Origin of the sequence: Pseudonocardia sp. (genome assembly GCF_025965585.1) — a bacterium.
GTDB lineage: Bacteria > Actinomycetota > Actinomycetes > Mycobacteriales > Pseudonocardiaceae > Pseudonocardia.
Genome location: NZ_JAOPWR010000515.1, coordinates 1 through 15,066, shown reverse-complemented (window position 1 = coordinate 15,066; position 15,066 = coordinate 1). Strand labels below are relative to the sequence as shown.

Genomic DNA, 15,066 nt, shown 5'->3' with positions numbered 1-15,066 from the left:
GCGGCGCGGGCAGCGCCGGCGGGCCGAGGTCGAGGCCCCGCGTGGAGGCGATCCGGCGCAGGCCTGGTGTCAGGTCCGCTGCCCACCGCGCGTGCACGTCGAGCGCGAGCGTGTCGAGGGCAGAGGCGAGCAGGCCGGGCAGCCGATGCCGGCCGGACGGGTCGGACCGCTCGACGTGGACGCGGGTCTCCCGGCTCAGCTGCCCGAGGGCGGTGGTCGCGGCGTCCGATGCGGCGATCCGGCTGAGCGCCAGCTCGCTGCGCAGCTCCGTCCGGTGGGCGCCACCGAGCAGAGCACGAGCCTGCGCCAGCTCGGCGCGGCGGGCGCGGACGGCGTCGGCGTAGCGGTCGGGCGAGGGCAGGGACCGCGGGGACATGGGCACAGCGTTCCGGCCCGAGGTGCTCCCCGGGCCGGAACGGGCGACACGGTGTGCGATCGCGAACGACCGTCACGCCTGCGGCGGGGCCGCTGGCCACCAGCCCGGCCACGCGCAGCGCGGGCCTGGCGGCCACGAGCATCGGCACCTGCCACTTCCGGCGCAGCACCACCGCCACGGCGGCGACCTGCAGGGCGAGCACCAGGGCCACGAGCAGCCGGTCGCGGGCGAGCACCGGCGCGAGCACGGCGGCGCCGCCCGTCACGGCCGCGGCGAGCAACTGGGTCCGGGGTAGGGCGGGAACGGGTAGGGCGGGAACGGGTAGGACTGACCGCGGTAGGGGCCGGGCGCGGCCGAGGCGCGATCACCCGATCGGACGACGGGCCGACCGGTCGTCCGGGTTTCCCGAAGATTCACAGCATCGCCGGATGCACCCGGCGTCACCGCGCCGGTAGGGCCGCTGACCTGCACCGAAGCCGCATCAGGCCCAGCCGGCCGGGCCGCCGATGGGCCCGCCGTGCGCCGCGCCCTCCGAAACCGTTTCGAGATCAGAGGCAACCCCATCGCCGACCCGGGCGTCTCCCTTTCGTGACCATGGTGCCGACTTCGGCTCCGGTCCGGCCCCGACCGGACCGCCCGACCAGCGCAGGGCGACCAACTCTGCGCCCATGTCGTCGAGCCGGTGACCGATCCGTCCCAGCTCTTCAGCGAGAGCCGCGAACGGGTCAGCGGTGCGAGGCGGTGTGCTCATGCCGCCGAGAACGGGCCGACGGGACGCATCAGGACATGCGTACCGGTACGGCCGTTCGGTCACGGTTCCATCACGTATCCCTCGTTCGGGCCGCCGCTACAGCTCCGCCGCACCTCAGCGGGCCGAGCGTCGTTGTCCCGCATGAGCGGACCTGTCTGGAGGTTGTGTGAGCGCCGTACTGCCCGCCCGTCCGGCCGTTCCCGCGGTGTCGGCGCACTTCGCGTCGCCCCAGGAGTCGGCCCGCCGCGCGCTACGCCGTCCCAGCCCTCGACAGCACCCGAGCCGGACGCCCTACCCGGCCGTCAGCGTCGTGGTCCCGACCCGCAACGAGGCCAAGAACCTCGAGGTGATGCTCCCCGCGATCGCGGCCGTGCGCCCGGCGGTGCACGAGATCATCGTGGTCGACGGGAACTCCACCGACGGCACGCTGGACGTCGCCCGGCGCGTGCTGCCGTCGGTGCGCACCATCACCCAGACCCGCACGGGCAAGGGCAACGCCATGGCCTGCGGTTTCGCCGCGGTCACCGGTGACGTCGTCGTCATGTTCGACGCCGACGGCTCCGCCGACCCCGCCGAGATCCCGCGCTTCGTGGAGGCGCTCGTCGCCGGCGCCGACTTCGCCAAGGGCAGCCGCTTCGCCCGCGGCGGCGGCAGCGACGACATCACGCTGCTCCGCAAGACCGGGAACCACGGCCTCAACGGCGTCGCGAATGCGCTGTTCGGCACGTCGTACACCGACCTCTGCTACGGCTACAACGCCTTCTGGGCCGACGTCCTGCCGCTGTTGGAGCTCCCCCCGGTCGACGCGCCCGCCCCGGCCGACGGCATGCTCTGGGGCGACGGGTTCGAGATCGAGACGGTGCTCAACTGCCGGATCGCCGCGGCCCGCCTCAAGATCACCGAGGTGCCCTCGATGGAGCGGCAGCGCATGTTCGGCGAGACCAACCTCCGGACCTTCGTCGACGGCACCCGGGTGCTCCGTACGCTGTTGGCCGAGCACCGCCGCAAGTCCGACCGCTCCCGCTGAGGCGTGGCGGTCGCCCGCCGACTCCGAGGAGAGAGTTCGTGACCAGCCCCGCCGTCGCGGCGACCGTCGTGATCTGCGTCTATACCGAGAAGCGGTGGGACGACATCGTCGACGCGGTGGACTCCGTCGCCGCGCAGGACGTGCGTGCCGCCGAGACGATCGTGCTCGTCGACCACAATGCAGCCCTGCTCTCCCGCGCGCTCGAGGCCTTCGGGCCCCACGGGGTGCGGGTACTGCCCAACGTCCACAAGCAGGGCCTCTCCGGCGCGCGCAACACCGCCATCGCCGAGGCGATCGGTAACGTGGTCGTCTTCCTCGACGACGACGCCGCGGCCCGTCCCGGCTGGCTCGCCGCGTTGCTGGAGCCCTACTCCGACCCCACCGTCGTGGCCGTCGGCGGTGTCGCGCACCCGCGCTGGCCCGTGCGCCGCAGCACGGCGGGCGCCCGCATCGACACGCGTCCCGTCGTGCTGCCCGGTGCCGCCCCCGCCGACGGGGACGCCACGGGCGAGCTCGACTGGATCGTCGGGTGCACCTACACCGGCCAGCCCACCGAGCAGGCCGAGGTGCGCAACCTCATGGGCTGCAACATGTCGTTCCGGCGCGAGGTCTTCGACCGGGTCGGCGGCTTCGCCGAGGACATCGGCCGCATCGGCAAGAACCCGCTCGGCTGCGAGGAGACCGAGCTCTGCATCCGCGCCCGGCAGGCCTACGCGGCGGCCGGCGAGAAGATCCGCATCGTCTTCGAGCCGCGCGCCGCCATCGACCACCGCGTCAGCGAGGACCGCATCGGCTGGTCCTACCTGCGCCGCCGCGCGTGGGCCGAGGGGCTGTCGAAGGCGGCCGTCTCCAAGCTCGTCGGTAGCGACGACGCGCTGGCCACCGAGCGCGACTACGCCGCGAGGATCCTGCCCACCGCCGTCCTGCGGGAGCTGAAGCGCAAGTCCCCGGCCTCCGCGGCGGCCGTGGTCGTCGCGCTGGGCTGCACCAGTGCCGGGTACCTGCGCGGGAAGCTGCCCGGCGCCACCGCCGGGGTGCGGCTGCCGGCCGCCGCCAACCAGGGTGTCTGAGCAGACGGCGGGCCATCCCCCGATCACCAGCTTCGTCCACCACCGGGCCCGGCTCACCGAGGGCCAGCAGGCGGCGTGGGACCGCTCGTGGCACGTGCGCGGCCGCGACGTGACCGCCCTGCTCGACGGCGGCATCGCCTACGACCCGGCCGCCTGGTTCGGGCGCAGCGCGCCGCTGGTGCTGGAGATCGGCTCGGGGATGGGCGAGTCGACGGCGGCGATGGCGGCCGCGGCGCCGGACGTCGACCACATCGCCGTCGAGGTGTTCGAGCCCGGCATCGCCCAGCTCCTCATGCGGATCGAGGCCGCCGGGCTGACCAACCTCGCGCTGCTGCGCGGCGACGCCGTGGCACTGCTGCGCGAGCGCGTGCCCGCGGGCTCGCTCGACGGCGTCCGCATCTACTTCCCGGACCCCTGGCCCAAGCGCAAGCACCGCAAGCGGCGGCTCGTGGAGCCCGGCGTGGTGGCGCTCGTCGCGTCCCGGCTGCGGCCCGGCGGCACCCTGCACCTCGCCACGGACTGGGACGACTACGCCACCCAGATGCGCTCCGTCTGCGCGGGTGAACCGCTGCTGGAGAACACCGCATCGGACGAGTCGGACGGCTGGATCGCGCGTCCGGAGTGGCGCCCCGTGACGAAGTTCGAGCAGCGGGCACGGGTAGAGGGCCGCGACGTGCACGATCTTCTGTTCCGCCGCCGTACCGGCGGACCACTCTCCGATCACGTTCAGTGACAGTGTAAGAAATGTGAGGCCCCCGAAGGGGGCCCGGTCGGGCGAGGCGGAGGTACGAGGTGGCCAGCAGCGTGAGGTCACCAGGTGCCGCTGTGCTCGGCGTCGATCAGACGGGCGTTACCGAGGAGAGTATGTGACGTCGCTCGTCGATCGCACGGCCGCGATGCCCGCTCCGCGCTGCCCGGCCGTCGCTCCGGAGTCCGCCGCGCCCGTCGCCGCGCCCGGCCCGGTCGATCCCGCGCAGGCGCGTGAGTTCCTGGAGCAGTTCCACGCCGAGACCTCGCCGGCGATGTCGCTCGAAGGCCGCCTGCACCAGGTCCACAACGAGCTGGAGCTCACCGGCAGCTACACGCACACGCTCGAGGAACTGTCGTTCGGCGCGCGGGTCGCGTGGCGCAACGCGGCGCGCTGCATCGGCAGGCTCTACTGGAACAGCCTGCGCATCCGGGACCGCCGCGACGTCAGCGCGCCGGCGGACGTCGCCGCCGAGTGCATCCAGCACCTCCGCGACACCACGCGCGACGGGGCCATCCGCTCCACCATCACGATCTTCGCGCCGGACCGGCCCGACGAGCGCGGCCCGCGCATCCACAACGAGCAGCTCGTCCGCTACGCCGGGCACCGCACCCCCGGCGGCGAGATGCGCGGCGACGGCCGGTACGCCGACTTCACCGACACCGTCGTGGCACTGGGCTGGGAGCGGCCGAACCCTCGCGGCCGGTTCGACGTGCTGCCGCTCATGGTCTCGGGGCCCACCGGCGGGCCGCAGCTGTTCGACCTCCCGCGCGACGCCGTGCTCGAGGTGCCGCTCATCCACCCCGACCACAGCTGGTTCGCCGACCTGCGGCTGCGCTGGCATGCCGTGCCCGCGATCAGCAACATGCCGCTCGAGATCGGCGGGATCACCTACCCGGCCGCCCCGTTCAACGGCTGGTACCTCGGCACCGAGATCGGCGCCCGCAACCTCGCCGACACCGATCGCTACGACCTCCTGCCCATCGTCGCCGAGCGGCTCGGGCTGGACATGAGCTCGGAGCGCACGATGTGGCGCGACCGCGCGCTCGTCGAGATGGTGCGGGCGGTGCAGCACTCGTTCGACGTGGCGGGGGTGACGATGGCCGACCACCACACCGAGTCGGAGCGGTTCCTCACCCACCTCGGCCGCGAGGAGCGGGCGGGGCGCACGTGCCCGGCCGACTGGAGCTGGATCGTGCCGCCGGTGTCGGGCGGCCTGACGCCGGTCTACCACCGCTACTACGCGGAGCCCGACCCGTCCACGCGCCCGGCCTACCTCCCGGCCCCGTAACCCCCGCGAGTCGGCACACCGAGCCCCGCGAGTCGACAGACCGGGGAGCGAGTCGGCAGGGGGTGGCGGGCGAGTCAGCACGGGGTGGCGGGCTCGGACCGGCTACCCGGGCGGGGTGAGGCCCGGGACCTGGCGGCTGCGGCCGCGGAACTCCGCCACGGGCTCGCCGTCCACCCGCAGCGTCACGTCGTAGAGGCCCGAGCGCCCGGCCAGCGCACGCTCGACGGCGTCCGCGACGACCTCAGCGCCCAGCGCGACCGGCCGCAGGAACGCGATGTCTCCGCCGGACGCCACCGTCGAGACCCCGTGGCTGTTGCAGGCGTAGGCGAACGCGCAGTCGGCCAGCAGGAACAGGTAGCCGCCGTGGCAGATGCCGTGCCCGTTGACGTGCCGCTCCTCGACCGTCAGGGCGGCGCGCGCCTGCCCGGGCCCGACCTCCAGCAGCCGCACACCGGCCCCGTTGCCCGCCGCGTCGGCCCGCTGCATGGCGTCCGCCGTGCGCGTCGCGACCGCCGCCGCGTCCTCATCCCCGTGATCGTTCATCTGCGCGGATGCTAGCCCGCGGTCCGCCCGGGACGGCCCGTACGGACCAGGCGATAGGGTCGGTACATGTTTCCGACCCGTGTGACGGTCCGCCCGTGACCGCTCCGACGGGCCCGTCGCCCCGCGTACTGCTGGTCTGGGACGCGCCGAACATGGACATGAGCCTCGGCTCGCTCCTCGGCGCGCGTCCCACGTCCGCGTTCCGCCCGCGCTTCGACGCCGTCGGCCGCTGGCTGCTGGATCTCGCCGGCCCCGACGCCGTCGCCGAGGCCACCGTCTTCACCAACGTCGTACCGGGCAGCACCGAGGTCGTCCGGCCCTGGGTGGAGGCGCTGCGCAACGTCGGTTTCGCGGTGTTCGCCAAGCCGAAGGTCACCGAGGACTCCGACGTCGACGACGACATGCTGGCCCACATCCGGCTGCGCGCCGACGAGGGTCAGCTCGAGCACGTCGTCGTCGCGTCCGGCGACGGTCGGGCGTTCAAGGAGCCGCTCGAGGAGCTCCAGAAGCAGGGCACCTACGTCACGATCATCGGGTTCCGGGAGCACGCCGGCTTCGCCGTGGCGTCCGACGTGTTCGAGTTCGTGGACCTCGAGGACATCGAGGGCGTCTTCCGCGAGCCGCTGCCGCGCATCACCCTCGACGCCCTGCCCGACTCGGGTGCGTGGCTGCCGCCGTTCCGCTCGCTGCGGTCGCTGCTGGAGCCACGCCGGTGAGGTTCACCGCCCCTGTCGTGCTCCCTTGCGACGAGGCCTGCTCGGTGCTGCGCGACGCCGTCGTGGACGTCGACGACGCGGGCCGGATCACGTGGGTCGGGCCGCGCGCGGACGCCCCGCCGAGCGACTCCCCGGTCACGGCGCTCGCCGGGGCGCTGCTGCCGGGCCTGGTCAACACCCACGCCCACACCCCGATGGCGCTGCTGCGCGGCATGGGCGGCGACCTGCCGCTGATGCGCTGGCTGCAGGAGGTGATGTGGCCGGCCGAGGGCAGGCTCACCGCCTCGGACGTGCAGGCCGGGATGACCTCGGGCTGCGTGGAGCTGCTGCGCACCGGCTGCACCACGAGCACCGAGATGTACTTCTTCAGCGACGCCGTGATCGACGCCGTCACCGCCGTCGGCTCCCGCGTCGTGTTCACCCCGGGCATCATCGCCGCGCCGGGCTGGGACCGGCTCGGCAGCTGGGAGCAGATGCGCGACGACGTCTCGGCCCGCATCGACGACGTCGGGCTGCGGTCGGGCCCCGGCGAGCGCATCGAGCTGGGCTACGGCCCGCACGCGGCGTACACGCTGCCGCCGGAGGCGCTGGCGTCGGTGGCGGAGCACGCGCAGGCGCGCGGGGCGCTGATGCACATCCACGTCGCCGAGGCGGTGGAGGAGGACGTCGCGCAGCGGGCCGAGCACGGGTCGGTGCCCGCGCTGCTCGAGAAGCTCGGGGCGCTGGGCGGGCGGGTGCTCGCGGCGCACGGCGTCCAGCTCTCCGACGACGACATCGCCCTGCTCGCCTCCCGGGGCGCGGCGGTGGCGCACTGCCCGGGCTCCAACGCGAAGCTGGCGGCCGGTGTCGCGCGGGTGACCACCCTGCGCCGGGCCGGCGTGCGCGTCGGCCTCGGCACCGACGGCCCCGCGTCCGGTGACGACCTCGACCTCTGGGCCGAGGCCCGGCTCGCCGGGCTGCTCGCCCGCGTCACGGCCGCGGACGCGGCGGCGCTCACCGCGTCGGAGCTGCTGCTGATGGCCACGCGGGAGGGCGCGGCGGCGATCGGGCGCGACGACGTCGGCACGCTCTGCCCCGGCGCGTGGGCGGACCTGGTGCACGTCGACCTGGACGATCCCGCGTTCGTCGACCCCTCCGACGACGCCCAGCTGATCTCCAACCTCGTCTGGGCCGGGGGATCCCGCCTCGTCCGGGACGTCTGGGTGGCCGGCGAGCAGGTGGTGGCGGCGGGCGAGCCCACGCGCGTAAACCGCGCCACTACGACGTCCGCGCTGCGGGCGGTGGCGGCGACGCTCCGAGCCTGACCCCGGCCGACTCACGGGGAGCGCGGAAGGGCCAGCGCGGGTGGTGTGGTCTCCACCCGCGCCGGCCCGATCCTGCGGGACGGCCCGCTCCCCAGCCGGCCTTCGCGTTCCCCGCCCCAGCGGGGACATCTCTCAGCGGTAGTGGCCCACCGTCTCGCGGCGGCGGTGGTGGCGGCCGCGGTCGACCGTGTCCACGCGTCCCTCGGTGGCGTGGGCAGCCACGTTCGCCCGCTGGCGGGTGGGCTCCGGGTAGTGCTCCACCGAGCGCGACGGCGACGGGACGAGGACCTGCACCGGGATGGGGGCGGTCAGCGGGTCGCGGCGGAACTCGTCCACCGGGTCCAGTGCCGCCGCCCGCGTCGCCGCACTGGGCTCGTGCTGACGGCGGCGCCATCCCCCGCGCCGCAGCGCCGCGAAGATCGGGGTCAGCACCGCGTCCTCGTCGAACGCGTGCCGGCCCCCGACGGCACCGATCAACTCGTCGTCGGTCGCGGTCGCCGTCCACCTGTCCTGAACCTGAGCCAGGTCGTTCACGCGTCACCTCCGTGGTCGTCGTGCGCGCAAGAACGTTGGTGCTTTCAGCCCTGTCTGGGCTCGGCCGTTCAGCGCGCTCTGACACCCACAACGGGGACACCCGCCCGTGGAAACGGGTTCGGAGCCGTCGTTACAGCTTCTCGGCGCGATTCAACTCGTTCGGGTGGAGTTCGCCTCTCACGCCACTCCTTTGAGTATTCGAGTGATGCCCGCTGCAGCCGTCGTGGCGAGAATCCAGCCCGCGGCGACCGGTGCGCTGCCGATCCACTGCGATGTGCCGTCGAATCTCCGGTACCCGTCCTGTCCGAGGTTCACGATCGGCAGCAGCGGGTCGGCGGCGAAGAGCCGGCCGTTGAAGACCGGATGCCGGCCGTCGTCGACGGGGGATCGGCTCGTGCGTGCCGAACCAGATCCCGCCCGCCACCGCAGGACGGCACCTACCAGCAGGCCGCCGACCAGGGCTGATGGCCGCAACCGAGCGGCCGGTGCTGCAACGCGCCCCAGATCCGGTCCGCGACCCCGGCCTCCGCGTACCGTCGCGGCCGGCGCGCGACGAGCACGCGCTCGGCGAGGTCCTCGTGACCGGCGCGGCGGTGGGCGGCGGCCAGTCGGTCGTGATGTCCCGGTGCGTAGTCGACCGCCCCCTGTTCGACCCAACGCAGCCCCATTTGGCCGTCAATCACACGGGTGTCATTCAACAATGCGTAGTCGAAACCGTCGATCGCTACTCCACCTCGGGCATCCCACAAGGGACTCGGAATCGGAGAACGTTCCCACCGCGCCTTGGTCAGTTGCGTCGTGTCGCGTCGACGAACTGCACCCACTTGCTCACGTCCGCGCGCCGGATGCGCACGCCGCCCGTGGCGGTGACGCCGCCGGATCATCGTCCGCCACGGCGTCCAGCTCCCCCCGTGATCATCGGCGGGCCCTGCCTACCACCGCACCGGGCGCCGGGAAGGAACCGGCACCGAGGTGCCCGGACGCACTAATCTGCGGCCGTGAGCGAGCGTACGAGCGAACGGTCCGCGCAGGTTGACCACCAGGCCGGCGACGGGCAGCCCGAGCGGCCGGTCCCTCCGTCGGCCACCCCCACCGGACCGCAGGTGGCCGGGGACCCGGAGTCGAGCGGGCGGCCCCCGCGCTCACCGATCCCCACCCCGCTGCGGGTGGCGTCGGAGGTGTGCGCCCGCGTCCTGGTCATCGCTGCGGCACTGGCCCTGCTGATCTACCTGATCACGCTGTTGCGGATCGTGGTCATCCCCGTCGCGATCGCGATCCTGCTGACCGCGCTGCTCGCCCCGGCGGTGCACTGGCTGGCCGCCCGGCGGGTGCCCCGCGGCCCGGCCACCGTGCTCGTCCTCGTCGGCGGCCTCGCGGTGCTGGGCGGCCTGCTGTCGTTCGTCGTCAACACGTTCATCAACGGCTTCCCGGCGTTGCAGTCGCAGCTCACGGCGACGTTCGAGCAGCTCGGTCCGCTGCTCTCCGGCCCGCCGTTCAACCTGCCGAGCACCTGGTTGCAGGACCTGCCCGCGCAGGTCTTCCAGGCGATCAGCCAGAACCGCGACGCGCTCACGTCCGGGGCGCTGACCACGGCGGCGACGGTCAGCGAGGTGGCGGCGGGTGTCGCGCTCGCGCTGTTCTCCCTGATCTTCCTGCTCTACGACGGCCCGCAGGTGTGGGAGTTCCTGCTGCGCGGCGCGCCGCGGCAGCGCCGGGAACGCGTGGACGTGGCAGGCCGGCGCGCCTTCGCGTCGCTGGTGGGCTACGTGCGGGCCACCGTGCTCGTCGCCATCGTCGACGCGCTGGGCATCGGCCTGGGGCTGGCCATCGTCGGCGTGCCGCTGGTGGTGCCGCTGGCCGCGCTGGTATTCCTGGGCGCGTTCATACCCACCGTGGGTGCTGTCCTGACCGGCGCGATCGCCGTGCTCATCGCGCTCGTCTCGAAGGGGCCGGTGGCCGCGCTGATCATCCTGGCCGTCGTCGTCGGGGTGCAGCAGCTGGAGGGCCACGTCCTGCAGCCGTTGCTGCTGGGCCGGGCCGTGAAGCTGCACCCGCTCGCCGTCGTGCTGTCGGTGGCGGCGGGGCTGGTGATCGCCGGGATCGTGGGCGCGCTGCTGGCCGTGCCGCTGCTCGCCGTGCTCAACACGGCGGTGCGCTCGCTGACGGCGAGCGTGGAGCAGGACCCCCACACGGTGAACGCGGTCGACCCGCGCCAGGCCCAGCCGGGCACCAACTCCACCCATCCGCCCGAGCCCGGCCGCATCGCGAAGCTCCTGCGACGGCTGAGCCCGGGCTGAGGAACGAAGCGCCCACGGCCGACCCGCGGGGTGGGGCGGGCGTCAGGCGGCGGCGTCGAGCTTCTCCACCGACTCCGGATCGAGGTCGACCTCCGCGGCGCCGACGTTCTCCTCCACGTGCGCGAGGTTGCTCGTACCGGGGATCGGCAGCATCACCGACGAGCGGCGCAGCAGCCACGCCAGCGCGACCTGGGGCGCCGTGACGCCGAGCTTCTCCGCGACCTCGGCCACCGGGCCACCGGGCTCTGCGAGCTTCCCGGACGCGATGGGGAACCACGGCAGGAAGCCGATGCCCTGCTCGGTGCAGTAGCGCAGGACGTCGTCGCTGCCGCGGTCGACGAGGTTGTAGCGGTTCTGCACCGTGGCGACCTCGACGATCGTGCGGGCGTGCTCGATCTCCTCGATGCTCACCTCCGACAGCCCCACCGCGGCCACCTTGCCCTCGTCCTTGAGCGCCGCGAGCAGGCCGAACTGCTCGTCGGCGGGCACGGACGGGTCCACGCGGTGCAGCTGGAACAGGTCGATGCGCTCGACGTCGAGCCGGCGCAGCGAGAGCTCGCACTGCTGACGCAGGTACTCGGGCCGTCCGCACGGGTGCCACTTGCCCGGGCCGGTGCGCAGCAGCCCGGCCTTGGTGGCCACGGCGATGCCGTCGTAGGGGTGCAGTGCGCGGCGCAGCAGGTCCTCGGCCACCTCAGGGCCGTAGGAGTCGGCCGTGTCGAAGAGGTCGACGCCGAGCTCGGCGGCCTTGCGCAGCACGGCGACCGCGCCGTCGGGGTCGGGCGACGGACCCCAGACCCCTGGGCCGGGGAACTGCATGGTGCCGAAGCCGATCCGGTTGACGCTCCCCTCGCCGAGCGGGAAACGGCCTGCGGCGGAGGCGGGACGGACGTCCTGAGCGGTGTTCACAGTGGCCAGCCTCGCACTGTGAGTACTGGTGCTGCCGCCGATCGTGACGGGCGACTCGGAGGCGCCGCTCACCACACCGGGCAGCGGTGCGATTGCCCGGCCCCGCCCCCGCGCACTAGCGTTCGCGCGTGGCCAAGATCGTGCCGTTGCCGCAGGCGGTGTCGGAGCTGGTGCACGACGGGGACACCGTCGCGCTCGAGGGCTTCACCCACCTGATCCCTTTCGCCGCGGGCCACGAGATCATCCGGCAGGGCCGGCGCGATCTCACGCTCGTGCGGATGACCCCCGACCTCATCTACGACCAGCTGATCGGCGCCGGTTGCGCGGCGAAGCTCGTCTTCTCCTGGGGTGGCAACCCCGGGGTCGGCTCGCTGCACCGCATGCGCGACGCGCTGGCCAGCGGCTGGCCCCGCCCACTGGAGATCGAGGAACACAGCCACGCGGGCATGGCCAACCGCTACGTGGCGGGCGCGTCGGGGCTGCCGTTCGCGATCCTGCGCGGCTACGCCGGCACCGACCTGCCGCTGCACACGCCGAGCATCTCCACGGTGACGTGCCCGTTCACCGGTGAGGAGCTGGCCGCGGTCTCGGCGCTCAACCCCGACGTCACGATCGTGCACGCGCAGCGCGCCGACCACGCCGGCAACGTGCAGATGTGGGGCATCACCGGCGTCCAGAAGGAGGCGGTGCTCGCGGCGACGCGCGCGATCGTCACCGTCGAGGAGGTCGTCGACGAGCTGACGCCGGTGCCGGGCGCCGTGGTGCTGCCGGCCTGGGTGCTGGACGCCGTCGCGGTGGTGCCGGGCGGGGCGGCCCCGTCCTACGCCCACGGCTACTACGACCGCGACAACGCCGCCTACCGCGCGTGGGACGCGATCAGCCGCGACCGCGCGCGCTTCACGAGCTGGCTCGACACGCTGAAGGGCGCTGCCGTATGACCGAGTCGACCTGGTCCGCCGACGAGATGATGAGCATCGCCGCGGCCCGCACGCTGCGCAACGGGCAGGCGTGCTTCGTCGGCATCGGGCTGCCGTCCACCGCCGCGAACCTGGCCCGGCGGCTGCACGCGCCCGACCTCGTGCTGATCTACGAGTCGGGCACGATCGGCACCCGGCCCACGGAGCTTCCGCTGTCCATCGGCGACGGCATCCTCGCCGACTCCGCGCTGGCGGTCGTGAGCGTGCCGGAGATCTTCAACTACTGGCTGCAGCCCGGCCGGATCGACGTCGGCTTCCTCTCCGGCGCGCAGGTCGACCGCTTCGGCAACATCAACACCACCGTCATCGGCTCCTACGACGAGCCGGACGTGCGGCTGCCCGGGTCCGGTGGCGCACCGGAGATCGCGGCGTCGTGCCGCGAAGTCGTGATCGTCATGCGCCACAAGATGCGGGCGTTCGTCGAGCGGGTCGACTTCGTGACATCGGTCGGCCACGGCGAGGGGCCCGACGACCGCAAGGCGCTCGGCCTGCGGGGGGCCGGGCCGATGCGCGTGATCACCGACCTCGGCGTGCTGGAGCCCGACCCCGACACCTCCGAGCTCGTGCTGACGGCCCTGCACCAGGGCGTCACCCTGGAGCAGGTGCGGGCCGAGACGGGCTGGCCGATCGAGGTCTCGCCCGATCTGATGATCACCGCGGCACCGACCGCCGAGGAGCTGGAGACGCTACGGGGGATGCGGACGGTGGGGGCGTCATGACCGTGGAACTGCACTACGTCGACGAGGGGCCGCGGGACGCGCCGGTGCTGGTGCTGGCCGGCTCCCTGGGCTCGACGCTCGAGATGTGGCGGCCCCAGGCGTCGCTGACGGAGACGTTCCGCGTGATCCGGATCGACCACCGCGGTCACGGGGGCTCCCCGGTGCCGCCCGGGCCCTACCGGATGCCCGATCTCGCGGCCGACTCGCTGGCCCTGCTCGACTCCCTGGGCCTGGACCGGGTCGCGTGGTGCGGGCTGTCCCTCGGCGGGATGGTCGGCATGTACCTCGGTTCCGAGGCCCCGGAGCGGCTCACCAGCCTGACGCTCTGCTGCACCACCGCGCACTTCCCCGACCCTCAGCCGTGGATCGACCGGATCGCCTCGGTGCGGGAGGGCGGCACGGGCGCCGTCGCCGCCGGCACGGTCGCGCGCTGGTTCACCCCGGAGTACTCGGAGCGGAACCCCGACGTCGTAGCGGAGGCGGTCGGGATGGTCACCGCCACCGACGACGCCGGCTACCTCGCCTGCTGTCAGGCCATCGAGGCGTGGGACCACCGCGACCGGCTGCCCGCGGTGGCCGTGCCGACGCTGGTGATCGGCGGTTCCGCCGACCCGTCCACACCCGTCGAGCCGCACTCGCGCACGCTGGTCGACGGCATCCCGGGAGCCCGGCTCGCGGTGGTGGACGGCGCGCACCTGGCCACCATCGAGCGGGCCGGGGAGACGACGGCACTCATCGCCGAGCACGCTGCTCCGTAAGGCGCATCGCGTCCGCGCGATCGGCGCAACCGACAGTGGGCGTGGCCACCCTCGCACTCCTCCGGGCGCATCGCCGCTTACCCTCGTAGACGACGGGCAGTACCCGGGTCAACGGCGAGCTCGGGATCGATCTCGAGTCTCAGCGGAGGAACGGACGTGCTCAGCGATCGGGAACGGCGGACCCTCGCCCGCATCGAGCGGCATCTGATGGAGTCCGATCCCGATCTCGCGCGGCTCTTCGCTGCGAAGGCCGCCCGTAGCGGCAGCAGCCCGGTCCCCACGTTCATGCTGGTCGCCGGTCTCGCGCTGCTGGTGCTGGGCAGCGTCATCGCCGCCGTCCCGATCGCGCTGGCCGGCATGGCAATGTCGCTGTTCGCGCTGTTCGCCGCGCACACCCGCCCGTCGATGATCCAGCGCCCCGATCCGGCATAACGGCGTGACACCGCCCTCGCCCTGTGGTCAGGTGCGGGCGTGACAGCCGCCTCCGCCTCCCGTCGGACGCTCACCGGAATCCGGCGCTACCCCGTGAAGTCGTGTCGCGGCCATGCGCTCGACACCGCCGTGGTGGAGCCCTGGGGACTCGAGGGCGACAGGCGCTGGATGCTCGTCGACGACGAGGGCGTGGCCGTCACGGCACGGCAGCTGCCCCAGATGGTGCTGGTCACGCCCGAGCCCACCGATGACGGCCTGCTCGTGAGCGCCCCGGGCGTCGAGCCGTTGACCGTGCCGCTCCCGGCCGGTGGTCCGCTCCTCGACGTGCAGGTGTGGGCGGACAAGGTGGTGGCCACGCCCGCCGCGGAGGCGGCGCACGCCTGGTTCAGCGCGGTGCTCGGCACCTCCGTGCGCCTCGTCCACCTCGACGACCCGACGGGGCGGCACACCGATCCGGACTACGGCCTCGACACGGACCTCGTCTCGCTCGCCGACGGGTACCCGCTGCTGTTGGCCACCGAGGAGTCGCTCGCCGCGCTGGGCGAGCTGGTCGGCGAGCCCGTCTCGATGACGCGCTTCCGCCCCAATGTCGTCGTCGCGGGGGCGCCGGCCTG

18 protein-coding genes are annotated in these 15,066 nt (G+C 73.5%); 13 read left to right on the top strand and 5 right to left on the bottom strand.

What is annotated here, in order from left to right:
- Positions 1–376: hypothetical protein (locus tag JWR81_RS31640; protein ID WP_297661245.1), on the bottom strand; the 376-nt coding region annotated here is incomplete at its 3' end.
- On the opposite strand from JWR81_RS31640, the gene JWR81_RS31635 reads away from it, so the two are divergent.
- The 5 genes from JWR81_RS31635 (at position 375) to JWR81_RS31615 (ending at position 5,263) form a co-directional block, all read left to right on the top strand.
- Positions 375–671 (top strand): hypothetical protein, encoded by a 297-nt coding sequence (locus JWR81_RS31635; protein WP_297661243.1) that lies wholly within the window; start codon positions 375–377, stop codon positions 669–671. The genes JWR81_RS31640 and JWR81_RS31635 overlap by 2 nt on opposite strands.
- 622 nt (positions 672–1,293) lie before the next feature.
- On the top strand, positions 1,294–2,154 hold the full coding sequence (locus JWR81_RS31630) for a glycosyltransferase family 2 protein (protein ID WP_297661241.1): 861 nt from the start codon (positions 1,294–1,296) through the stop codon (positions 2,152–2,154).
- A gap of 38 nt (positions 2,155–2,192) precedes the next feature.
- On the top strand, positions 2,193–3,224 hold the full coding sequence (locus JWR81_RS31625; protein WP_297661240.1) for a glycosyltransferase: 1,032 nt from the start codon (positions 2,193–2,195) through the stop codon (positions 3,222–3,224).
- Positions 3,217–3,957 (top strand): tRNA (guanosine(46)-N7)-methyltransferase TrmB, encoded by a 741-nt coding sequence (gene trmB, locus JWR81_RS31620; protein ID WP_297661238.1) that lies wholly within the window; start codon positions 3,217–3,219, stop codon positions 3,955–3,957. The genes JWR81_RS31625 and trmB overlap by 8 nt, the downstream gene beginning before the upstream one ends.
- 163 nt (positions 3,958–4,120) lie before the next feature.
- Complete coding sequence (locus JWR81_RS31615; RefSeq protein WP_297661246.1) at positions 4,121–5,263, top strand: nitric oxide synthase oxygenase; 1,143 nt, start codon at positions 4,121–4,123, stop codon at positions 5,261–5,263.
- Positions 5,264–5,365: 102 nt separating this feature from the next.
- On the opposite strand, the gene paaI is transcribed toward JWR81_RS31615, so the two are convergent.
- Complete coding sequence (paaI, locus tag JWR81_RS31610) at positions 5,366–5,806, bottom strand: hydroxyphenylacetyl-CoA thioesterase PaaI (RefSeq protein WP_297661236.1); 441 nt, start codon at positions 5,804–5,806, stop codon at positions 5,366–5,368.
- Positions 5,807–5,901: 95 nt separating this feature from the next.
- On the opposite strand from paaI, the gene JWR81_RS31605 reads away from it, so the two are divergent.
- Complete coding sequence (locus tag JWR81_RS31605) at positions 5,902–6,522, top strand: NYN domain-containing protein (RefSeq protein ID WP_297661234.1); 621 nt, start codon at positions 5,902–5,904, stop codon at positions 6,520–6,522.
- Positions 6,519–7,826, top strand: a complete 1,308-nt coding sequence (locus JWR81_RS31600) for an amidohydrolase family protein (protein ID WP_297661232.1) — start codon at positions 6,519–6,521, stop codon at positions 7,824–7,826. The genes JWR81_RS31605 and JWR81_RS31600 overlap by 4 nt, the downstream gene beginning before the upstream one ends.
- Positions 7,827–7,958: 132 nt before the next feature.
- On the opposite strand, the gene JWR81_RS31595 is transcribed toward JWR81_RS31600, so the two are convergent.
- Both JWR81_RS31595 and JWR81_RS31590 read right to left on the bottom strand, forming a co-directional pair.
- Positions 7,959–8,360, bottom strand: coding sequence for a hypothetical protein (locus JWR81_RS31595; RefSeq protein WP_297661231.1), 402 nt, complete (start codon positions 8,358–8,360; stop codon positions 7,959–7,961).
- Positions 8,361–8,797: 437 nt separating this feature from the next.
- On the bottom strand, positions 8,798–9,184 hold the full coding sequence (locus JWR81_RS31590; RefSeq protein WP_297661229.1) for a hypothetical protein: 387 nt from the start codon (positions 9,182–9,184) through the stop codon (positions 8,798–8,800).
- 174 nt (positions 9,185–9,358) lie between these two features.
- Here JWR81_RS31590 and JWR81_RS31585 point away from each other — a divergent pair, with 174 nt between their 5' ends.
- Positions 9,359–10,657 (top strand): AI-2E family transporter, encoded by a 1,299-nt coding sequence (locus JWR81_RS31585; RefSeq protein WP_297661227.1) that lies wholly within the window; start codon positions 9,359–9,361, stop codon positions 10,655–10,657.
- A 42-nt stretch (positions 10,658–10,699) separates the two neighbouring features.
- Here the strand turns inward: JWR81_RS31585 and JWR81_RS31580 are convergent, their stop codons facing one another.
- Positions 10,700–11,566, bottom strand: a complete 867-nt coding sequence (locus tag JWR81_RS31580) for an aldo/keto reductase (protein WP_297661225.1) — start codon at positions 11,564–11,566, stop codon at positions 10,700–10,702.
- Between the two features lie 128 nt (positions 11,567–11,694).
- Between JWR81_RS31580 and JWR81_RS31575 the strand changes: the two genes are divergently transcribed.
- The 5 genes from JWR81_RS31575 to JWR81_RS31555 all read left to right on the top strand — a co-directional run.
- Positions 11,695–12,504 carry a CoA transferase subunit A gene (locus JWR81_RS31575; RefSeq protein ID WP_297661223.1) on the top strand — a complete coding sequence of 270 codons (810 nt, stop codon included), beginning with the start codon at positions 11,695–11,697 and terminating at the stop codon, positions 12,502–12,504.
- Positions 12,501–13,262: a CoA-transferase subunit beta gene (locus JWR81_RS31570; protein ID WP_297661221.1), complete on the top strand. Its 762-nt coding sequence runs from the start codon at positions 12,501–12,503 to the stop codon at positions 13,260–13,262. The genes JWR81_RS31575 and JWR81_RS31570 overlap by 4 nt, the downstream gene beginning before the upstream one ends.
- Positions 13,259–14,020, top strand: coding sequence for a 3-oxoadipate enol-lactonase (gene pcaD, locus JWR81_RS31565; protein ID WP_297661219.1), 762 nt, complete (start codon positions 13,259–13,261; stop codon positions 14,018–14,020). Before JWR81_RS31570 ends, pcaD begins: the two co-directional genes overlap by 4 nt.
- Positions 14,021–14,176: 156 nt before the next feature.
- Positions 14,177–14,452 carry a DUF3040 domain-containing protein gene (locus tag JWR81_RS31560; RefSeq protein ID WP_297661217.1) on the top strand — a complete coding sequence of 92 codons (276 nt, stop codon included), beginning with the start codon at positions 14,177–14,179 and terminating at the stop codon, positions 14,450–14,452.
- A 39-nt stretch (positions 14,453–14,491) separates the two neighbouring features.
- Positions 14,492–15,066: MOSC N-terminal beta barrel domain-containing protein (locus tag JWR81_RS31555; RefSeq protein ID WP_297661215.1), on the top strand; the 575-nt coding region annotated here is incomplete at its 3' end.